Genomic DNA, 22,719 nt, shown 5'->3' on the forward strand with positions numbered 1-22,719 from the left:
TAATATGTAGATGGTAAACTATGAAATAGAAAAAACAGTAATACATGACATTTAAATCATGTATTACTGTTTTTATTATAAGTTTATAAATCAAAAGATATACAAACTGGACAATCATGCTTAGAATCGATTATTATTTGTGAATCTACATTATATAAGTGCTTGATATTTTCAACGGTAATTATATCTTTAGGAGTCCCTTCTTTAAAAACTTTTCCATCTTTTAAAGTGATTATCCAATCAGCATATCTAGCAGCATGATTAATGTCATGTAAGACCATAACAATAGTTTGCTTGTTATTATTATTAAGTGATTTTAAAAGCTCTAAAACTTCAATTTGATATCCAATATCTAGATAAGTAGTTGGTTCATCTAGTAGTACTACTTTAGTTTGGGCTGCTAATACCATGGCAATCCAAACTCTTTGTTTTTGGCCACCAGACAAACTATTGATATTAGTTGAAGCAAGTTCATTTGTCTTTGTCAGTCTCATAGCTTGTGCAACTGCTTTTCTATTTTCTGATTTAGAAGCTGTTTTTTGATGAGGGTATCTACCATAACTAACTAATTCTTCTACACTCAATCCATCAAGACTATTTAATATTTGTGGAAGAAAGCCTAATTTCTTAGCTATTTCAATACTATCTTGTGTTTTCATATCTAGACTATCTAAATATATCTTACCTTCGTTAATAGGGATAATTCTAGCGATACTTTTTAATAGAGTAGATTTTCCACAACCATTAGGTCCTAGGATTACGGTAATTTTATTTTCTTGAATAGAAATATTTTGTTCTTTAATAATATTTTTACTACCATAATTAATGCTTAAATTGTTTGCTTCTATTATATTCATTGACTATTTTCCTTTCTTAATAAGTATATAAAATATGGAACACCAATTATTGACATAATAATACCTGTAGGTATTTCAGTACTACTAATTAGTATTTTTGCTAAAGCATCTGCAACTAAAACTAATGCAGCACCTATTAACATGGTACATACTAAGGTGTATTTGTAATTATTACCAATTAATTTTTTAGCAATATGTGGTGCAAGTAATCCTACAAAAGGAATTGATCCTCCAAATGAAATTGCAAAAGCGCTTAAAATACAAGATAATAATATGAATATAATACTCATTTTTTGATAGTTTAAACCTAATGTAGTTGCACTTTCTTTTCCGAGAATAAAAATGTTCAGTTCATTTAGATGTTTAATAATATAAATTACTATTAAACTTATAACTATAAAAAGTATTGTAATCTTGAAATAATTATTACCAGTAATAATACCTGCATTCCAAAGCTGTACATAGGCAAATTTTTGTTTGTCTAACTGTGTTGAAAAAAAGAGAATTAATCCTTGAAAACCTATGTTCAATGCTATTCCACAAATACACATACGAATTGAATTAATACCATTATCTTTATCATAAACTAGGATAAATAAGATAAATATACTTATTAAAGCACCTATTATGCCTACTAAAGGCATTCCTAGAATACTTAAGAAGTTAGTACTATTGTTTAACATTATATATAATAATACAAAAAATGAGATACCAGAATTAATACCAATAATACTAGAATCAGCTAAATCATTATTTAAAGTTGTTTGAAGTAGTAGTCCTGCAATTGATAAACCAACTCCTATTAGTATTGCACAAATAATACGAGGTAACCTTAGTTGAAAGAATATAAAATTACTTGTAGTATCACCACTAATAAGCTTTGTGACATTAATGTTTCCTTGCCCTATGAATAGTGATATTATTGTTACAACAATTAAGATAAGGCTTAATGTAATAACTTTATTTTTTTTACTTATTTGCATAGTACATTTTCCTTTCCATAAATAAAAATGTAGGAACTCCAATAATGGACATGATAATACCTAAAGGAGTTTCATAAGGTGGTTGAATGTTTCTAGCAATCAAATCGATAATTATTAAGAAATTAGCTCCATAAATGCATGATAGTGGCAAAATGTATTGGTATTCTTCTTTCTTTATTAATCTAGATACAGCATATGGTACTATAAGACCTACAAAACTTATGCTACCAACTATACTTACGGACATACCTGCAAGTAGTAATGCTCCAATGCAAATTAGAAATTTAGTCTTATTAACATTTACTCCTAAACTAGTAGCCACTTCATCACTTATTGATAATAGTGTTAGTTTTTTTGCTAAAGAGAATAATATAAGTATTCCAATAACAAAAGCAATAAAACTTAGCATTAGTTCACTATATCCTATATTAGCATTACCTCCTACATTCCAAAATGTAAGTTCTTGTCCTATATTAAAATATATTGCAACAAATTGACTTAAAGATGTGAAGAATAGTGATACAGCAACTCCAGCTAATAATAAATTTTTTGAGTTAGAACTATATTTATTAGTTGAAAAGCTCAATGTCAAAAATAAACCTAAGGCAGCTCCAATAAAAGACATAATAATTGTTATAATAAAGTTATTACGACTTATTAAAGCAAAACATATTGCTAGCATAAATGATGCACCGGAGTTAATTCCTAAGATACTTGCATCTGCAAGTTTATTTCTAGTTAAACCTTGCATTGCAGCACCTGCAACTGCAAAGCTTGCACCGACAATACCAGTTGCAAGTATTCTAGGCAAGCGCATATTAATGATAATCTCATATGAGTTTCCTTTATTAATAAAGCCACCTAAAATATTTAAATAAGTAGACCATGAAGTATTAGCTGCTCCAAATTTCAAAGAAAAGAAGATGATAATTGGTAAAGCTAGAACACCAATTATCATCCATTTTTTCATTTTACTCATATAAAGCTAAAATACTATTAGTGATATCTTTCAACTGTTTAGTAGTTGATTGAATATCCTGATAAATATAGGCACTTGAATCATAAGTGATAACTTTATTATTTTTTACTGCATCAGTAGATAACCAAACCTTGTTTTTACCAACAAGAGTCATTGGATCTTCTTGCCAACTACCAATCATAATCATGTCACTAGCATAATCATCAATAACCTCCAAAGAAATTGAACGATATTGTTCACCATTTATTATTTCATCTTGTACAATTTTAGTAGCTTTTAATCCTAATAAATCATATAAAACATCACCACCACGTCCTTGTTTATTACCATAAACAAATAGTTCTTTAACATATGTTTCCATAAGAGTAATTGTTTTATCATATACCTTTGAATCAATAAGTTTTTGTTTATAAGTAGCAACTTCATTATTGAAGTCACTAATAAGCTTTTCTCCTTCTTTTTGTTTATTTAAAACATCTGCAGTCCAAGTAATTCGTTCTTGTGTTGTAATATTTAAATAATCAATTAAAAGTGTAGGTGCAATCTTACTTAAATTATCATAATCAGCTTCTGAATAAGTTATTATTAAATCGGGTTTTAAAGATGCAATAGTTTCTAAATTATATTCTCCATAAGCATCACTACCATTAATAGATGGAGTATCTTTTAATTTATCTTCAAAGACTGCTCCCTCATATATATAAGTAGATGCAATAGGAGTAACACCTAAAGCTAAAAGATCACCTACAAAATAATCAGCAATTACTCTTTTAGGATTTGATGGAATCTCTACATCTCCTTTAACAGTACTCACTGTTTTTGTCGTTTGATCTGATGTTGTTGAACATCCAGTTAAAACTAGCATTAAGCAAACAAATGCTAGTGAAAATATTTTTTTCATATATACCTCTTTCTCTATACTATGTATCTAATGTATTCAATTAGTTTAATCTAACCGGTGATAAGATATTAACATATAGAATATATATACGCAATAAAATCATGATAATTATGTATTTTTACACTTAATTTATGTATAATAAATATAGGTGATAAAAATGATATGTAACAACTTAGAAGAATACTATGAAGCTTTCTTTAGTAAAATAAATTATATACAATATAAAAATGAGCATTTTAATTTATATATTAATCCAAGCAAAAGTGAAGAGTATATAATACATGCAAAAATATTTGATTGGTATGAATTATTTGTAGGTGATTTCACTATTTATGAGGACATTATGATTGATTATGATATTGGTGAAACATATTTGCATTTAGAAATGTTCTTAGGACAAGAGGATAATAGTAATCAAAATAGCTATTCAAGTTTTTTATTATATGGAAAAGATCGTAAAGGTAGACAGAAGTGGCAAAAAAATAGTCATTATCATTCGACTGATATTATAATAAAAAAGCCATTCTTTGAAAAAAAACTTGTTGATTATGATTACACCTTTAATGAATTAGATTACTATGGTCTAAATAAACTATTTAAACCTTTACCAGTACAGGTTTTACATATTTTACAAGAAATATCGACAACAATATCACATAAAAAAGTATCTAGATTATATCTAGATGCTCAAATTATGAATATTATTTATTTTCTAATACCAAAAGATAATATTTCTGCCGTACAATCTAAAACAATACCACTTGAAATGAAAAATGGTAAAAGAGTTATTTTATCTGCAACGGATCATGAAATAATTCAACAAATTCATAATGAGATAACCTTAAACTGTGGTAATTATTTAACAATAAAACAACTAGCTGACAAGTACTATATTGGTGTTCAAAAGTTAACTTATGGTTTTAAGTATTTATATCACATGAGTATTCATGATTATATAAGCTTAGTTAAAATTAATCTAGCAAACAGTATGTTAGTAGCAGAAAATGCTAAAATATCAGTTATTGCTAAAACTCTTGGATTTGCTAATTCTAATTCATTTATCTATTTTTATAAAAGTAAAATGAAAATAACACCAAAACAGTTTCAGATTAAATCTCGTTAAAAAAAATGCTACAAAAGTAGCATTTTTTTATACTATATAACATTCTTTATCTCGTACTTCATCTAAATATTCATTATCTATCGCAACATCTTCAAATGTAGCCATGTTATTCATCATTGATGTAGCAAATTCAATTACAGAAAAAGCTATTGGACAGCCACTTCCTTCACCTAAGCGCATGTTTAAATCTAACATAGGACTTAATTCTAATTCCTTAATTGCTAAATTATAACCTATCTCTTCAGATTTATGTGATGCAAAACAATAGTCTTTGACTAATGGGTTAATTCTATTTGCAACTAAGGCAGCAACAACTGAAATATATCCATCAATTACAACAGGTATACGATAATATGCAGCACCTAAATAAACGCCTGCCATTGCTACAATATCATAACCTCCAACTTTTGCAACTATATCAATTGGATCATTGAAATTTAAATTATTTATTTTAATAGCTTGTTCAACAACTAATTTCTTTTTCTCAAAAGATTCATTAGTTATACCGCCACCTTTACCAACAACATCTTCAACGCTACAGTTTAAAAGTGATTTTAAAACTGCAGCAGAGGTTGTGGTATTACCAATACCCATTTCACCTACACCAATGATATCAAAATTATTATCTTTAGCAATTTTAACTGCTTCTATACCAATTTCTAAAGCAGTAAGGGCTTGATTATAAGTCATGGCTGGTTCTTTGTATATATTTTTAGTTCCTTTACTAATTTTACGATTTAAAACACCAGGAATAATTTCATCAGAATTAATTCCAACATCTACTACTATTAATTTAGTGTTATTAACCTTTGAAAGGGATGCAACTCCTGTTTTTTGTTTTATGAAATTCTTAGTTTGTTCTAGGGTAATTGCTTGTGGTGCTGAAGCAACACCTTCTTCAACAACACCATTATCAGAAGACATGATAATAATACATTTGTTTGCAACACTGTTATATGTTTTAGTTGTAATACCTGCTAGTTTAATACTTATATCTTCTAGTTTACCTAAACTACCTAAAGGCTTAGCTAAATTATCAACTCTTATACTAGCAATCTCAATTGCTTTTTTATCTAATTCTTTAATACCACTCATTATCTTTTCAATCATTTAAGAAATCTCCTTTATAAACCACTCTATCAATACTTATCTCTATATTATATTGTACTTATTTATTGTTTAAACTTCAATATAACTAAGTTAAGATTATTTAAATATAAATACTTAGGAAACTATAAAAGTAATAAATCTAAGATGAGTATATAAATATACACTATAAATATTGGCTTATACATATAGAAGTATTTATAGAGTATAAATTATAGTGTTATATGTAAGGTTATTATATAGCTATATGTTAGAATATTCACATATGAAGTGTGATTATTCTCACACTTACCTTATTTATTATAATGATAGAATTTAATAAAATAGGAGGTATTATATGTATAATTTGTTAATAGAAGATGTAAATAAGGCAGCAGCTAATAAAATGAAAAGTGGATTGAAAAAACCATTAAACTATTTTGTAGCTAGTATGTTAGCTGGTTTTTTTGTTGGGCTAGGTATTTTACTTATATTTAGTATTTCAGGACAATTAGGTAATACACCATATACTAAATTAATAATGGGTGTTAGTTTTGGGGTTGCATTATCACTAGTAATAATGGCTGGTTCAGAGTTATTCACAGGTAATAACTTTGTTTTAGGGGTTTCTTTGTTTGATAAAAAAGCTAAATTAATGGATGTTATTAAACTATGGGTACTATGTTATTTAGGTAACTTAGCAGGAGCAGCATTATTAAGTATTATATTTATTCTTGCAGGGCTTGGTCAAATTGGTGATGGAGTTGCTAGTAATGGTGTAGGTATGGCAATACAAAATGCAGCAAGTGCAAAAATGAATGGTGATTTTATACAATTATTTTTTAAAGGTGTTTTATGTAATGTACTAGTTTGCTTAGCAGTTTTATGTTCTATTAAGCTTAAATCTGAAAGTGGTAAACTAATTATGATTTGGTGGTGTTTGTTTGCTTTCATTACAACTGGATTTGAACATAGTGTTGCAAATATGACAATCTTTTTTACTAGTTTGTTTACACCACATATTGAAACAGTATCTTACAGTGGTATGATTTACAATTTACTAGCAACTACCTCAGGTAATATAGTTGGTGGCTTATTACTAGCGGGTGCGTATATAGTTGCATCAAGAAATATGGATAAATAAAGGAGAATTAATTATGGCAGGTAAACTTACATACTTAGAATTAGATGATTACTTAGCTAAAATAGCTAAATCATATGATTTATATGGACCAGTAGTTCAAGAAAAAGCCGGTGTCTTTTCAGATACTGATACAATTATATTTGAAAAAGTTAATAATTTTAGTGAAATGTGTTTTGATAAAAAATCTAATTACAGTGCTAAAGATATCTTTTTACCTTTAAGTGAAACTATTTTTTATTTTACTGAAAATGAATATACTAAACCAACTAATAAGCTTAAACCTAGTTTAATTTTTGTTAGAAGTTGTGATTTACATGCAATAAAGAGAACTGATCAAATATACTTATATAATAAATATGAAGATATCTATTATAAAGAAAAGAAAGAATTATTAAAATTTGTTTTAGTAGGTTGTAAAGAAGAATTTGATAATTGTCATTGTGTTGATTTTGCTACTAATATTTCAGATAATTATGATATTGCTTTAAATATTAGAGACAATGGGGTTGAAATAGATATAAAAGATGCAGATTTAGATTTATTAAATGTTATAGACATTAAAGACTTTATGCATGATCATGTAAGTATAAATAGCTACAAAGTAAATGTTCCAGATAAAGTAGAATTAGAAAAAGTAATCAATGCAGATATTTGGGATGAATATTCTACTAGATGTATAGCATGTGGAGCATGTAACTTTGTTTGTCCTACATGTACATGTTTTACTATGCAAGATATTTTTTATCAGGATAATGAAAATGTTGGTGAAAGAAGAAGAGTGGCTGCAAGTTGTCATGTTGATGGTTATTCTGATATGGCAGGTGGACATAGTTTTAGATTAGATAAAAAAGATCGTATGCGTTTTAAAGTTTTACATAAAGTTAGTGATTTTAAAGAACGCTTTGGTTACAACATGTGTGTTGGTTGTGGAAGATGTGATGATGTTTGTCCAGAACATATCTCATTTGCAAACAGTGTTAATAAATTAACTAATTACATCAAAGAAGGTGAAAATCATGAATAATATATATTTACCAAAACCATATAAAATATTAAGTATTCTTAAGCAATCAGAAATAGAGTATTTATTTGAAGTAGAATTTGATAAAGATGCTAATCCTGGTCAATTTATTGAAGTTTCATTACCAATGGTTGGTGAGGCACCTATCTCAATTACTAAAATTAATCCTAGTAATAATAGTATTCAGTTTTTAATTAGAAAAGTAGGTAAGGTAACTGATAAATTATTTGATTTAGAAGTTGGTAATAATATGTTTTTAAGAGGGCCATATGGTAATGGTTTTGACTTAGATAAATTAAAAGGTAAAGATGTTGTTGTTATAAGTGGTGGTTCAGGTTTAGCTCCAGTAAGACCATTAGTTAATGAGTTTTATAAAAACAGTAATTTTCATTTATTAATGGGATTCAAGGATGAAAATGGAATCCTATTTGAAAATGATATTGATATGTGGTCTAAAGAAAATAATAATATTATGATGACTTTAGACTGTGATAATGAAAGATGTTTAGTAGGTTTTGTTACTGATCACTTAGAATCATTATTTAATAAAGTAAACAAGGATAATGTAAAAGTTGTAGTAGTAGGACCTCCTTTAATGATGAAGTTTACTACTTTAGATATTTTAAAACTAGGTATTAAAGAAGAAGATATCATTGTTAGTTTTGAAAGAAATATGTCATGTGCTGTAGGGAAATGTGGTCATTGTAAAATAGATGAAACTTATGTTTGTTTAGAAGGACCAGTATTTGAATATCCTAAAGCTAAGACTTTATTGGATTAGGAGGATTATATATGAGTTTAGATATCAATAGAAAATTAGTAACTAAAAATGCTTATCGTGTTACTAAAAATAGAGATGAAACGGCTTTAAGAATTAGAATACCTGGTGGAAAATTAGAAGCTGATGTATTAATGCAGGTTGCTAAAGTTGCTAATGAATATGGAAATGGTAGAGTTCATATTACAACTAGACAAGGGTTTGAAATATTAGGTATTCCTTGGCAAAATATGGATGCTTGTAATAAAGCAATCCAACCAATTATTGATGCAATGCATACTAATCAACCGAATGGTAAAAGTAATGGTTATCCTTCAGCTGGGACAAGAAATGTTGCAGCTTGTATTGGGAATGAAGTTTGTCCTAAAGCTCAATACAATACAACAGAGTTTGCAAAAGAGATAGAAGATTTAGTCTTTCCAAATGATTTACACTTTAAAATTGCCTTAACAGGATGTTTAAATGATTGTCAAAAGGTAAGAATGCATGATTTTGGTATTTTAGGTATGGCATTACCTGTATTTAATCTAAATCGTTGTATCAGTTGTGGAATGTGTGAGAAAAAATGTCAAAAACTTGCAACTTCAGCTATTGAAATGAAAAATAATCGTCCTGATAGAGACCATAGTAAATGCATAGGGTGTGGAGAGTGTGTTTTAAACTGTCCAACTAGAGCATGGACAAGATCTAAAGAAAAATATTATCGTTTTGTTATAATGGGTAGAACTGGTAAGAAAAATCCTAGACTTGCAATGGATTGGATGTTATGGACTAATAAAGAAACAATAATGAAAGTTATTGAAAATACTTACAAGTATGTTAATGAATATATTGATCGTTCACTTCCTAAAGAACATATAGGTTATATTGTTGATAGAACAGGTTTTATGGAATACAAGAAATGGGCCTTAAAAGATGTAGAATACAGTGATATAATGATTGTTAAAGATAATATAAACTGGAGTGGAGTTCATTATAAAGCAAACACTCTAGACTAAGGAGTGTATAAGATGCATAAAGTTATCGTATTAGTACATCATGGAACATCAAATGAAAAAATAAATGAGAAAACTTATACTAAGCTTAAAAGTGAGGTTGAAATACTTCATCCACATGCTAAAGTATATGAAGTATTTACTTCAAGAATTGTAAATAATAGAATAATTAAAAAAAGAGAAACGTTTGATAATATATTAGATATGTTAAAAAAAGATAATATAAAAGAAATTGAAATATTACATACAAATTTAAGTAATGGTGATATTTATAAGGGTATCATTAGTAAATTAGATAACTCAAAGATAGATTATAAAATAAATAAGCCTTTATTAGATAGTCTAGATCTTTCAAAACTAGTTAGTATATTACCTTATGATAAGAATAAAAATATAATATTTATTGGACATGGTAACAGTACAAGTAATAAAGATTATGAAAACCTTCAAAATGAATTTTATAAACAAACTAAAAATAATGTTCGAGTTTGTGTTTTATCCCAATTAAGAACAAATGATATCAGTTTCTTAAACTTAGATAAAGAGAAAGATATAGAAATATACCCTTTAATGTTTGTAGAGGGATTTCATGCACAAAAAGATGTTAAGTCTACAATTAAAATATTTGATGATTATAAATGCAATTATAATTCTTACTCATTAGGTGAGTGCAAAGAAATTAGAAATCTATTTTGTGAAATGATTAGTAAAACTAAATAAAAAGTCTTCAGAAACCGCAATTTTTTGCGGTTTTTGTTAGTTAATAGTAAGTTTATAGTTCTCTTTTTCTTAAAGTAAACTACCTGTTTACTTCGTGTTTGACAATTTTATGATTATTTAATATCATATTCACATCACTTGTGTATAAGTTAAAAGTGAAGTGTCTATAAGGGGGACAAATAATGAATAAAAAACAGATTAAAGTATTAATTGTGGCAGTATTGTTATGTGCTGGAGTTGGTGGAAATTCAAAAATGATAAAGGCAAATACAGTAAATCAAAGTAATCAAAGAAGCAAACAGGCATTTGTTGGTACTGTAAGAGCTACTTTATCAGATAACGTATTAAAACTGGATAGTGGTACTTTTATATCAAGTAATTCAGGTTCATTTTCAACTCATTTTACAAAAGATGAGATAGAAAGTGTAGAAGAAATTAATATTACAGGTAATATTAATTTAACGGCATTTGCAAATGGTATATTTGAAAATTTTAAGTCTTTAAAAACAATTAATGGATTTGAAAATATCGATTTTAGTAGAGTAACCACTGCTAATGATTTCTTTAAAAATGCATCATCACTAACACATATTTATGTTGGTTATTTTAATACTTCTAATTTAACAAGTGCTAATGGTTTCTTTGAAAATACAACTAAGCTTAATGTTACAGGGTTAGAAAACTGGAATGTTAACAGGTTAACTTCAATTTCTAGATTTTTATTAAATAATGAAACAATGGAACGTTTGAATTTATTAGGTTGGAACATTGTTAACCTTACATCTATGGATAGTGCATTTGAAGGAATGAGTAATCTTAAAGATTTATTAATCTCTAATTGGAATATTGGTAATGTAACTGACATGAATGCTACTTTTAAGGGTACTAGTTCATTAGAAGAAATAAGTGTTTCAAGTTGGAATACGATTTCATTAACTAATATGGATAGCACTTTTGAAAATATGACTTCTTTAAAAAGTTTAGATATTAATAATTGGAATACTGTTAATGTTACGACTATGAATAACACATTTAGTAACATGAGTAAAATTAGTGATTTGCAATTAAATAATCTTAATACTCGTAATGTTAAAAGTTTAAATAGCACATTTAAAGATTTAACATCTGTTTCAAGTTTAAATTTAGATAGATGGAATACAACTAATGTTGAAAGCATGAATAATACTTTTGAAAACATGTCAATTCTTACTAATCTTAATATCGGTAATTGGAATACTAATTCTTTAAAAAGTATGGATAGTACTTTTGCTAATTTAGGTTCTATTACTGTACTTGATCTAAATGACTGGGATACAACAAATGTTACTAGTCTAAATAGTACATTTGAAAATGTAACTAAAATTAAAAATATTACTATTGATAAGTGGAATATTTCTAATGTTCAAACAATGGATAATACATTTAAAAATATGATAAGTCTTGAAAGTCTTTTGATAAATGATTTAAATACTCAAAGTGTTGTAAGTTTAAACAATACCTTTGAAAATATGAGTGCTATCAAAAATTTAGATTTAGGTAAATGGAATACAACTAATGTTAAAAGTTTAAATTCTACTTTTAAGAATATGCGCAATTTAATTACATTAAATATTGAAAATTGGAACATGAGCAATGTATCTAATAAAGTTGATATGTTTAGTGGAATGGTCAATTTAGATTCATTAACTTTAGGAAGTCAAAATAGTTTTGAGATGGCCGTAAACTTACCAGCAATAAATAGAGATAATGCAAAGTATACTGGTAGATGGAAAGGTTTAAATAAAAATTTAACTTTTGAATCTAGTAGTTTATTAATGCATCAGTATACTGCTCAAGATAGTGATACTTATGTTAGAGAAAAAACTGTAGTGCTTAATGTTAAAAATACAACTATAGAGAAAGATTCTAAATGGTCTGCAATTGATAACTTTGTTAATGCTTCATATGGTGGAACTGTAATTAATTTTAATCAAATCAAGTGGACTGGATCAGTTAATACTGCAGTTGTTGGAAGTTATAATGTATTTTATTCTTATGAGAATGAAACTAAAGTTGCTGTAGTTACAGTTATAAATAATAACAACAATAATAATAACAATAACAACAATAACAATAACAACAATAACAATAACAACAATAACAATAACAATAATAACAATAGTAATAATAACAGTGGTAGCACAACAACTGTAAACAGAGTTACTACTGTTAGAGACTCACGTAATAGAATTACAAGTATTACTCAAAGAAATACTAGTAATAGAATTATTAGAACAACAACATATACTTACTTCAGCACTACTAATAATAATTGGAGAACACGTAATATCACAACTTTTAATAATAGTGGTAGAAGAACAACATTAGAACAAGTCGTAAGACGTACTAATCTAAGATATGCAAGTAGAAATTACTATAAATACCATACTAATGTTAATAATGTATGGAGTGAAAGAGATCTAAGAACTTATCATAGTAATGGTGTTATAAATAGAAGAAGAACTACTAAGCAAACTAGTGCTAAACGTAGAACCTCTTATTATGAATTAACAAGAAGAAGTAATGGACGTAATATTAGAATAATTCAAGATTCTAACTTTAGTAAAGGTGTATATAGAACAAGAAGAATTACTACTTATCGTAGTAATGGTAAGCGTCAACGTTTAGTTGTAACTAATAGAACTGCTGCAAAAAGAGTAACTAGAATTACAACTTATAACTACAATAGAAATGGTGTCTTAAGAAGCAATAAAAGTGGTAATGCATCAAGAAATGTTAAAACATATAATTCAAAAAGAAGAAGAACTAGTAATGTTACAAGAAGATATAATGCTTCAGGAAGATTACTAAAAGCATAGTTAGATAAAGCACCTCAATTGAGGTGCTTTATTTATTAGTTTTTATATTACGATAATAATCAAGAAGTAGATCTTGTTTAACATAGTAATTATTAGCAATAATTTTTACTAAGCCTAGCTCCACTAAAGAGGTAATAGCTCTAGATACAGTTTCTCTTGAAACACCAATTACATCTGCTAGGTAAGAATTGTTGATTTTAAAATTAATAAGAGTATATTCATCATCTGATTTGATGCCATAATCCTTAGCAAACTTCCAAAGCTTAGCTGCTATCTTTTTTTCAACATTAATGGATATAGAGTTTTTTAATAAACGATAAAGTCTTCTAGTACGATGAGATTGCAGTTTTAAAGCATTTAATTCTAACTGTGGATATAGTTTAAATAATGAAAATAAATGATCTTGGCTAATTTTAAGAATCTCACAATCTTCAAAAGCAATAGCTTCATAAGGAAAGTTATAATAAGCTTGATCAAAGTCATTTATTATACTATCACTATCTAATGTTAAAAAAATTTTTTTCTTTCCATTTGCAATATTAGAGTATAAAGTAACTTTACCTTTTATTAAATAATAAAAATATTGTGTTGGTTGTTTTTCATAAAATAAAATTGTCTTCTTATTAATGTGAACTTTTTCAAAATATTTAAATATTTCACTACAATCACTTATATTTTTAAATAATTTCATTAAAAAACCTCCATTTACTAACTCTATAATAGCATATATTTATAAGTTAGTTAATGAAAAAGGTTTATAATATCAAGTAAATACATAACAGTAAATAAGACCTTTGTTAACAAACTGTAAAAAATGTGATGTTTTTATATTTCATTTATGGTAAAATAAAAACATAGAAATTACTTAAAAGCAAATTAAGTTATTAAGTGATAAGTTTAAGCATAATCATATTAAAACAGATATAGAAATAAATGAGGGTCTTTTTTAGGGCTCTTTTTATTTTTATAAAGGGAGAAAAAATGAAACGTAAAAATATTATTATTAAACTATTAACTATTATCACAATGTTTTTTTTACTTAATAACAATAATGTTATTAAAGCTAAAGTTACTACTAAAACAACAACAGTAAGTAAAGCTAAAAAAATAGTATACACTTATAATTCTAAGTATTCTAATTACTATAATAATCAAAAGATACTCAGCAAGAAAACGACATATACCTATTATAGTAATAAAAAGCTTAAATCTAAGCAAATTAAGTATTATAATAAATACTCACAATACTATAAAACTACTACAATTTCATACAATAAAAAAGGAATTAAAATTAAGACTAAGACAAAACTAGTTAAATACTTATATAATAGAGTAGAAAGAAAGTCATTTTATCAACTATATCAAGCAATATATAAAAAAAACAACAATAATATTTATGTATATACTGATAATTATAATGCTAAAGAAAAGAAATATATTAAAAAGGCAATAACTAATATTAACAATGTATCAGGTCGAACAGGAAAAAAGACTGGTAAAAAAGCTAACTTTAAACTTGTGCTTACAAATAATAAAAATAAGGCTAATATTATAGCTTTAACTTCAAATAAAATATATCGAGTAAATAATGCTACTGTATTAGGCCAATTTAAGACAAATGTCGCTAAGAAATTAGTATATGTTACAAGATTTACTAAAACAAATGATAAAAATCCATTAAGTACCTATATACATGAGCTAGGGCATACTTTAGGTATGGGTCACTATGTAAACATAAGTAAAAATGGAAATCCTAAAAATGTTGTATCAAATAATGCCTCGATTATGGGCTACAATAATATAAGTAAGCCAACTATTAATGATACAAAAGAGTTACAGTATTTATATGGTAAGTATTAATGTTGTAAGTGTTTAGATTTTTTTATACGATAATCTTGTAGATGGGCAAAGTTACTACCAAAAACATCAGAAGTATTAGTGACAGACATAAAGGCTTCAGGATCAATGCTTCTAACAGCATCAATAACATCAACCATTTGTTCATACTCAACAACTGTATAAAGCATTTTATAATTGCTGTTAGAGTAGTATCCTGTGCCATCTAATACAGTAACACTCTTATTAGTATGATCAATTATATTTTGAGCTATCTCTTTATATTGACTCGATATAACCATAATTGACTTACTTGGTTGAGCACCCTCAACAATAAAAGCAATTGCTTTAGCTCCAATGTAAACTGAAACTAATGTTAGTAAAGAATTTTCCAAACCAATAATAAATATAGAAGGAATAATAACAATAATATCCATGAACAAGACAGTAGTGCTTTTATTAATATGCAAATATTTCTCTGCAAATTTACCAACTAAAGGTGAACTAGCTCCAGTAGATTCTCCTTTGTAAATAAAACCAATACCAGCACCCATTAACAAACCTGCAAAAATTGACGCAATTAAACTATTTTCAAGTTTAAAAGCAATACCTGTAGTTAAGTCTAGAAAAACAGAAGTTAAAATAACAGTAACAATAGTACGATAAATCAACTTTTTGTCTAATAGTTTAAATCCAATAATAATTAGAATACCATTTAAGATAAAATTTGAATATGCTGTTGGAATATTTAAAGTGTAATATAAAAGCATAGTAACACCAGTAATGCCTCCTTCACCTAAATTATTAGCTAAAGCAAAACCGTTTACTGATAAAGCAACACATACTATACCTAATAAAACATAAAAATTTTTCATATTAAAAATAGTCTTCATAATTATACCTCCAAAAATAATACTAATATCTAAAAAATATTATAACACATTATAGACACTTAATTACTTCTTTAAACACATAAATTTACATATAGATTATTTAAATTTCTAATAAAATAAATATTATTTTTACTAACATAACTATAATTTAATTTTATTAAGTAATTAATATTTATTAACTGTATTTTATCAAAAGTACTTTATTTATCAGATATAATATTTTTATCAAATTAGTAAGAGCTATACAATGTATTTAAATAATACTGGTATTCAAAAAAACCTTATTCTTCACAGTATTATTATTGTAATGAGTACCCTTAATAAAATATTCTGTTTGAGTGTAATACAATACATTAATAGTAATTATTATTTGATACTAAGGTTTAAAATTTGATGATGATCGTTTAAGCTATGCCACTATAATTGTAATTAACTTTGTAAGCAGTCAATTCATATAAATTACAAGTATTTTTTATTCCCAATAAGTCTGTATTTGTATGTGTGGTTATAGAAGTCTAAGTTGTATAAAAAATAAACAGTATACTCAAACAGAGAAAACTCTATCAATATTAAGCGTGTAACTTAATAAAAGATAGAGTTTTTACTATTTAAAGGTATTTCTTAGTTCTAAAATATTGAACACTTACTAGTGCTACAATACTAATAGCTGCAATAGTTGAGATAATTAACCCTAGAGTAAAGTCATTTCTTTTAAGAGTAATAACTATTTTATTATTACCAGACTTAACACTTGCTCCAATAAAATGACCATTAATTTTTCTTGTGTCAACTACTTCATCATTTACACTTATAATATAATCCTTATCATATATTATAGATGTCGCTAGAAAGCCATCACTAGGCATATTTAAGTCAAATTCATACTTTTCATTAAAGTGTTCTTGATTGTTAGTAGTAGTTATAACATTTTTCAATTTAACTTTATTATTAGGAATAAAATACAATTTATAATTATGATATTTATTTAATTTTTTATGAGACATACTTTTCAAAGATACATATTTTTTGTTTGAAAACTTACTAGCACTAGCCATAATAACTACAGTGTCATTTGCAGGTTCATTATAAAAATTCACAGGTCTAACACCAGTACACACATTACTAAAACAAAAATTTTGTTTAGAATTAACATTATTTTTAGTACTCATTTCAAAATACAGAGTACCATTCTCTAAGCCTTTAGTAGAAATAAGGTTAAAGCTTTGATTCTTTCCTTTTTCAATGTTTAAGCTACCTTCTTTTATAAGATACTTAGAGCCTTCAAACTGGTAATTATTATTATTAGTATTACTATCAACAAAAGTATCTTGTGTTATAGCTAAAATGCGATCTAGATTGTTTTTATTATCATAAAGTTGTTTATCAGATTGAACTTGATTGTTAGTTACTCCATATATAAATGGTGTTGCATCATATGTTTTATTAGAATAATATACTTGTTTAACAGAAAATAACTTTCTGAAAATATCATTATTATAATATCTTTCACGTTGTGTACGATTACTAAAAGTACTGCGACCTAAATTTACAAATTCATTATAAAACATATCATAATCTTTTGTTAAGATAGAAGAGTACAATATAGGACTGTAATGGTTAATTGCAGCATTCATATTTGTAACATTTAAAGTACGATAATAATCTGACTTAATATTATTGTCATAATAATTATCAACTTTTTTAGTTAGTATTTTTTCATAGAATGTTTTTACACTAATTCTGTTACTATTAACATAAGTACTAGTAACAGTAAGGATTGGTAGAAGTATTAAAAGGCTGTATTTATATTTATCATACCTATTAAGGAGTATTAAAAAAATAATAAATTGAATAAGCATTGGAATAATAATTTTTTTCCCACTGAATTGTTCAGTATGTAAATAAGGAATAAAGACATACATTAATGCAAGAATGATAGTAATGAATAAGCTAATATTTTTGTACTTAGTCTTTTTATCAAGTAACATTGAGAACAATAGTATTAGCACTAAAGGTAAAGCATACATGTGCACTTTGCGATGAGTGTATTGCAATATATTTAATAAATAATTAAAATGCCCTGATAAAAATATTATTATTAAAGGTACAAGTAAAATATAGATATACTTCTTTTTAAAATTGAGAAAGCCTAATATGAAAGTAAATGCCGTAACTATTCCAATACCTTGACTATAAGGACTATCAAATATTAAAAAGACTAACCTTTTTGGACTATTCATTATTATAGGAACACTACTACGTATTTGACTAGATCTATTACTAGTTATAATTGCAAAGGCTTCTGGTATAAATACTATAGCTGCAAGCATCACACCTAAAGCATAGGATAGGATAGTTTTAAAAATTAGGGTTTTAAGTTTAATGCTTGCATTACTTATATTGTAGTAATAGAGTATAAATACTATTTGAGTAAAGCCAATAATAAGGGCAAAGAAAAAGTTTGTATACAGTATTAAAGCAACAGAGATTATAAATTTAATAATGCCTTTTCCATCGACTAGATCACATAAGGCATAATATGATAAAAAGATGAAGGGAAAGTAATAGAAAAACATAAAGTGATGTGAGAAATGCCATAAGACACAGCCACTAAAGGCTGTAATACTTGCAAAGATAAAACAATACCACTTAATTTTAATAGAGTCTTCATAAAAGTATTTTCCTAGTCTATTATAAAGTAAATAGGAAAATAAATATGTTAGAACTAAAGTAGAAATCTGCATAAATTTTATTACAGTTAAAGTGCTTAGACTAGGAACTAATAATGACAACATTAAATAAGGATTTAAAAATCCATGATAATATAAATTAGCATAATCTTGAGTAGTTCCATAATTCATTGTGATAGGTTGAAATAAATTGCCAGTTTTATAAAATGTCTCTCTATAATAATCAATAAATCTTGCATGTTGCGTTAAAAAATCACCTTTAGCTGTTCCAAACATTAGCCCATTATGTTCAAAAAAACCAAAAATCGCAATAACACACAATAAAAATATTGTAAAAAATAGATAAGAACTATACTTTGTATTTAAATTCTTCATTAAATAATTCTCCTTTTTATAAATGTATTTAATTTATAAAGACTAGTTTATCATTTATTAAAGTCTAATAATAGCTAAAATAAAGCTATGTGCACAATAAACAAAAATAATTTTTTGCTAATAACAATTTCATAATTTAGTGTTAACAATAGATAATTATCTAAAATATAATTAACGATTTCATATAATGATATTAATAAAAAACACAGTTTTGAAGAGAGTGATATTTTGATAATATTACACAATTAGTGTATGACTTAAATCATTCTTTATTTGCATTATTAAAGATAATATTTATAAATAAATGTAAAATATGCTTTTTCTGTGTAAATCAATAACTTCACAACAATCCCACAAAGCACACATTTGAATGCTAAAAGTGGGTATTATAATACTATGCAAGGATGTGTTAAGATGTATAAAATTCTAGTAGTAGAAGATGATTATAAAATACAAGAGTTAGTAGTAGAATTATTATTAAGTAGAAACTATGAAGTGAAGTTTGCTTCTAGTGGCATCGAAGGATTATATATATATCAAAATGAATTGTTTGATTTAGTTATTACTGATTTAATGATGCCACATATTGATGGATATGGTTTTATAGATAGAATTAGAGAATATGATTCTAAGACAAAGATAATTGTTTTAAGTGCTTTAGATCAAGAAGAAACCCAACTGAAAGGTTTTGATCTAGGTATTGATGATTATATTTGTAAGCCTTTTTCAACAAGAGTATTTTTAAAAAGAGTAGAAGCTTGTTTAAGCAGATTATAAAAATAAAAAAATTTAAAAGAAAAGAGTGATTTTAATGAGTAAAATATTAATAGTAGAAGATGATTTAAATATTCAAGATATTGTTGCAGAGTTGTTACAAGAAGAAGGATATGAAGTAAAAAGAGCTAATGATGGTCAACAGGGTTATGAAGCCTTTAAAGAAGGAGACTTTGATTTAGTAATAACTGATGTTATGATGCCTATTATGGATGGTAATAATTTAGTTAAACTTATTAGAGGTAAAGATAAGAATGTCAAAATATTAATGTTGACTGCTTTAGGTGAAGAATACGATGAATTAAAAGGTTTTGAATTAGGTGTTGATGATTATGTTGCAAAGCCATTTTCATTTAATATCTTACTAAAAAGAATAGAAGCATTATTAAGAAGAAATTCAATTATTAATGAATCAACAAGTAAAAAGATATCATATGATAATATTATGCTTGATGATACAAGTCACAGTGTTTTAGTGGAAGATAATGAAGTAGCATTAACTTTAAAAGAGTTTGAAATACTTAAAATACTTATGAATAATGTTGGGAAAGTAATATCAAGAGAAATATTACTAGATCAAGTATGGGGTTATAGTTATTATGGTGATACAAGAGTAATCGATACTCACATTAAAAATATAAGAAAAAAGACAGGGATATCAAAAATTAAGACGGTGACTGGAATTGGTTACAAACTCGAAGAAATTTAATCTTAGAAAACATTTTAAATGGCAAAATAGTCGTTTAGGAAAGAAGACTTTTAATTTTTCTTTAATAGTATTTTTAATGTTCAGTGTAATTGTTTATATAATGATTTATACAGGTATTCCTACATTGTATAAATACTATAAAACAGTAAATCTTAATACTCAAATTAATAGAGTAGTTAATGAAAGTGACGATATGCAAGAACTTGAATATAATTTACAAATTATGAAAAGACATAGTAATGCAATTGTTACATATGAAATAAATGGTGAATTTTATAATTGTTTCTTTCAAGAGTATTGTACAAGTGTCCCAAATCAAAATATTGATATTAGAGGACGTAATGGAATAAACTATATTAAAGTTGATACATCAGTAAAAATAGATGATGAATTAGTATATATTCATTTTATAATGCCTTTAAGCTCTACTCAGGAAGTTCAAAATATCTTAGTATTATTCTTACCATTATTTGGTTTATTATCTGTTAGCATGGCCTTATTGTTGTCTAATTTAATATCTTCAAAATTAAGTAGTGGCATAATAAAATTAAATGAAGATGCTAAAAAAATTACAAACCTAGACTTTAATGTAGATCAAAGTATTAAAAGTGATGATGAATTAGGTGATTTATCTATTAGTCTTAAAAAACTTGCAAATGAATTAGAAACTAATATAAATCAATTACAAAAGACAAATGAAAAGCTTTATTCAGATATTGAGAAGGAACGTATTATGGAAGAGGAAAGAAGAGCATATATCGCAACTCTTTCTCATGATTTAAAAACACCTTTAACAGCAATTAAGGGACAGCTTGAAGGAATGATTTATAATGTTGGTAAATATAAAGATCGAGATACATATTTAAAGAAAAATGTCTCACTAGTTAATAACATGCAAGAAATCATACAATCAATTATTATTTCATCTAAATTAGATGATTATAATACAACCTTAAATATAACTGATTTTAATATAATAAGACATGTTACTCTAGTATTAGATGAACTTGATTTCAATATTGAAGCTAAAAATATTGATGTATTGGTTAATATTGATAATGATTTAAATATTAAAGCAGATGGTAGTCTTTTCTCTAAAGCTTTAACTAATTTAATATCAAATGCTATTGAGTATTGTGATGATAATACTCAAATAGTAATAGCAGCAAATCAAGATTATTTTGAAATTACTAATATTACTAAAGACTTTGATGATAGTATTCTTAAAGATAATTTAATTTTTAAACCATTTTATAGACAAGATAAATCTCGTAATAAATCAGGAAGTGGTTTAGGAATGTATATTAGTAAAAAAATAATAGAACTACATAAGTTTAAAATAACACCAAGTTTTGAAAAAGAAAGTAAAATGTTTAAACTTAAAATAGAATTTAAATAATACTTAAAAACAGCTCATATCACAATGATATAAGCTGTTTTTTTTACTTTATAAAGATATTTTTAATATTTTTAATACCTATAATTAGAAAAGTAATTAGACCACTAAAAATAAAAATATAGCCAATAATAATTAGGAAAAAGTTTTCATGTAATATTCCTTGAGCATCAATATACTCAACACTAATTGATTTTATTATAAAACTTATAACACCTAATATTAATAAGGCAAAACCAATAATAAGTGATATTAAGTTCAATTTTGCCTTTTTATTTTCATTACCATCATCTATTAACTTTTTAGTTAAATTATTAATAGTCTTATCTTTTAAGATCAACTCATCTAACGATATAGCAAAATAATTTGCAATTAATATTATAGTTTCTAAATCAGGAAGGTTTTTATTGTTTTCCCAATTAGAAACAGCTTGTCTAGAAACATTTAAAATATTAGCCATTTGTTCTTGTGTTAAATCATTATCAACTCGTAATGATTTTATTTGACTACCAAAATCATTCATTCAATCACCTCTTTTTACAATTATATTATATAAAATGTTTATTAATAAAACTAGCAAGTATCTCTTACTATTACCTTA

At 26.0% G+C, this 22,719-nt stretch carries 20 protein-coding genes; 11 read left to right on the forward strand and 9 right to left on the reverse strand.

The window, feature by feature from the left end; translation table 4 throughout:
• Nucleotides 1–83: 83 nt before the first annotated feature.
• The 4 genes from ACD762_RS01070 to ACD762_RS01085 are packed head-to-tail and all read right to left on the reverse strand — an operon-like array spanning nt 84 to nt 3,720.
• Nucleotides 84–857: an ABC transporter ATP-binding protein gene (locus ACD762_RS01070; protein WP_423363975.1), complete on the reverse strand. Its 774-nt coding sequence runs from the start codon at nt 855–857 to the stop codon at nt 84–86.
• Complete coding sequence (locus tag ACD762_RS01075) at nt 848–1,840, reverse strand: FecCD family ABC transporter permease (RefSeq protein WP_423363977.1); 993 nt, start codon at nt 1,838–1,840, stop codon at nt 848–850. The genes ACD762_RS01070 and ACD762_RS01075 overlap by 10 nt, the downstream gene beginning before the upstream one ends.
• Entirely contained in the window at nt 1,827–2,819 is a 993-nt protein-coding gene (locus ACD762_RS01080; RefSeq protein WP_423363979.1) for a FecCD family ABC transporter permease, read from the reverse strand. The genes ACD762_RS01075 and ACD762_RS01080 overlap by 14 nt, the downstream gene beginning before the upstream one ends.
• Nucleotides 2,812–3,720: an ABC transporter substrate-binding protein gene (locus ACD762_RS01085; protein WP_423363981.1), complete on the reverse strand. Its 909-nt coding sequence runs from the start codon at nt 3,718–3,720 to the stop codon at nt 2,812–2,814. The genes ACD762_RS01080 and ACD762_RS01085 overlap by 8 nt, the downstream gene beginning before the upstream one ends.
• A 157-nt stretch (nt 3,721–3,877) precedes the next feature.
• On the opposite strand from ACD762_RS01085, the gene ACD762_RS01090 reads away from it, so the two are divergent.
• On the forward strand, nt 3,878–4,843 hold the full coding sequence (locus ACD762_RS01090) for a helix-turn-helix transcriptional regulator (protein ID WP_423363983.1): 966 nt from the start codon (nt 3,878–3,880) through the stop codon (nt 4,841–4,843).
• A gap of 27 nt (nt 4,844–4,870) precedes the next feature.
• Here the strand turns inward: ACD762_RS01090 and cobT are convergent, their stop codons facing one another.
• A complete protein-coding gene (cobT, locus tag ACD762_RS01095) occupies nt 4,871–5,953 on the reverse strand; it encodes a nicotinate-nucleotide--dimethylbenzimidazole phosphoribosyltransferase (RefSeq protein ID WP_423363985.1) in 1,083 nt (360 codons plus the stop codon).
• Nucleotides 5,954–6,287: 334 nt separating this feature from the next.
• Between cobT and ACD762_RS01100 the strand changes: the two genes are divergently transcribed.
• The 6 genes from ACD762_RS01100 to ACD762_RS01125 all read left to right on the forward strand — a co-directional run bounded on the left by ACD762_RS01100 (nt 6,288) and on the right by ACD762_RS01125 (nt 13,445).
• Nucleotides 6,288–7,073, forward strand: a complete 786-nt coding sequence (locus ACD762_RS01100; RefSeq protein ID WP_423363987.1) for a formate/nitrite transporter family protein — start codon at nt 6,288–6,290, stop codon at nt 7,071–7,073.
• 13 nt (nt 7,074–7,086) lie between these two features.
• Nucleotides 7,087–8,097, forward strand: a complete 1,011-nt coding sequence (gene asrA, locus ACD762_RS01105; RefSeq protein WP_423363989.1) for an anaerobic sulfite reductase subunit AsrA — start codon at nt 7,087–7,089, stop codon at nt 8,095–8,097.
• The gene (asrB, locus tag ACD762_RS01110) at nt 8,090–8,875 is read left to right on the forward strand and encodes an anaerobic sulfite reductase subunit AsrB (RefSeq protein ID WP_423363991.1); all 786 of its coding nucleotides are present in this window, start codon (nt 8,090–8,092) and stop codon (nt 8,873–8,875) included. The genes asrA and asrB overlap by 8 nt, the downstream gene beginning before the upstream one ends.
• Nucleotides 8,876–8,886: 11 nt before the next feature.
• The gene (asrC, locus tag ACD762_RS01115) at nt 8,887–9,870 is read left to right on the forward strand and encodes a sulfite reductase subunit C (protein WP_423363993.1); all 984 of its coding nucleotides are present in this window, start codon (nt 8,887–8,889) and stop codon (nt 9,868–9,870) included.
• 12 nt (nt 9,871–9,882) lie between these two features.
• A complete protein-coding gene (locus ACD762_RS01120; protein ID WP_423363995.1) occupies nt 9,883–10,587 on the forward strand; it encodes a sirohydrochlorin cobaltochelatase in 705 nt (234 codons plus the stop codon).
• 182 nt (nt 10,588–10,769) lie between these two features.
• Nucleotides 10,770–13,445 (forward strand): BspA family leucine-rich repeat surface protein, encoded by a 2,676-nt coding sequence (locus ACD762_RS01125; RefSeq protein ID WP_423363996.1) that lies wholly within the window; start codon nt 10,770–10,772, stop codon nt 13,443–13,445.
• 28 nt (nt 13,446–13,473) lie between these two features.
• Here ACD762_RS01125 and ACD762_RS01130 read toward each other — a convergent pair whose 3' ends face one another.
• Complete coding sequence (locus tag ACD762_RS01130; RefSeq protein WP_423363998.1) at nt 13,474–14,136, reverse strand: Crp/Fnr family transcriptional regulator; 663 nt, start codon at nt 14,134–14,136, stop codon at nt 13,474–13,476.
• 290 nt (nt 14,137–14,426) lie between these two features.
• Here ACD762_RS01130 and ACD762_RS01135 point away from each other — a divergent pair, with 290 nt between their 5' ends.
• Nucleotides 14,427–15,305 carry a hypothetical protein gene (locus tag ACD762_RS01135; protein WP_423364000.1) on the forward strand — a complete coding sequence of 293 codons (879 nt, stop codon included), beginning with the start codon at nt 14,427–14,429 and terminating at the stop codon, nt 15,303–15,305.
• On the opposite strand, the gene ACD762_RS01140 is transcribed toward ACD762_RS01135, so the two are convergent.
• Together ACD762_RS01140 and ACD762_RS01145 are read right to left on the reverse strand one after the other, a co-directional pair.
• Complete coding sequence (locus ACD762_RS01140) at nt 15,302–16,174, reverse strand: YitT family protein (RefSeq protein ID WP_423364001.1); 873 nt, start codon at nt 16,172–16,174, stop codon at nt 15,302–15,304. The genes ACD762_RS01135 and ACD762_RS01140 overlap by 4 nt on opposite strands.
• A 608-nt stretch (nt 16,175–16,782) precedes the next feature.
• A complete protein-coding gene (locus tag ACD762_RS01145; RefSeq protein ID WP_423364003.1) occupies nt 16,783–19,239 on the reverse strand; it encodes a YfhO family protein in 2,457 nt (818 codons plus the stop codon).
• A gap of 414 nt (nt 19,240–19,653) precedes the next feature.
• Here ACD762_RS01145 and ACD762_RS01150 point away from each other — a divergent pair, with 414 nt between their 5' ends.
• The 3 genes from ACD762_RS01150 (at nt 19,654) to ACD762_RS01160 (ending at nt 22,121) form a co-directional block, all read left to right on the forward strand.
• On the forward strand, nt 19,654–20,016 hold the full coding sequence (locus ACD762_RS01150) for a response regulator transcription factor (RefSeq protein ID WP_423364005.1): 363 nt from the start codon (nt 19,654–19,656) through the stop codon (nt 20,014–20,016).
• Nucleotides 20,017–20,050: 34 nt separating this feature from the next.
• Nucleotides 20,051–20,722 carry a response regulator transcription factor gene (locus ACD762_RS01155; protein ID WP_423364006.1) on the forward strand — a complete coding sequence of 224 codons (672 nt, stop codon included), beginning with the start codon at nt 20,051–20,053 and terminating at the stop codon, nt 20,720–20,722.
• A 76-nt stretch (nt 20,723–20,798) separates the two neighbouring features.
• Nucleotides 20,799–22,121 (forward strand): sensor histidine kinase, encoded by a 1,323-nt coding sequence (locus ACD762_RS01160; RefSeq protein WP_423364008.1) that lies wholly within the window; start codon nt 20,799–20,801, stop codon nt 22,119–22,121.
• Nucleotides 22,122–22,164: 43 nt separating this feature from the next.
• Here the strand turns inward: ACD762_RS01160 and ACD762_RS01165 are convergent, their stop codons facing one another.
• Nucleotides 22,165–22,641, reverse strand: coding sequence for a DUF3955 domain-containing protein (locus ACD762_RS01165; RefSeq protein ID WP_423364010.1), 477 nt, complete (start codon nt 22,639–22,641; stop codon nt 22,165–22,167).
• Nucleotides 22,642–22,719 lie beyond the last annotated feature (78 nt).

The sequence above is a fragment of the Mycoplasma sp. P36-A1 genome (genome assembly GCF_049478495.1).
GTDB lineage: Bacteria > Bacillota_I > Bacilli_A > JAJDGJ01 > JAJDGJ01 > P36-A1.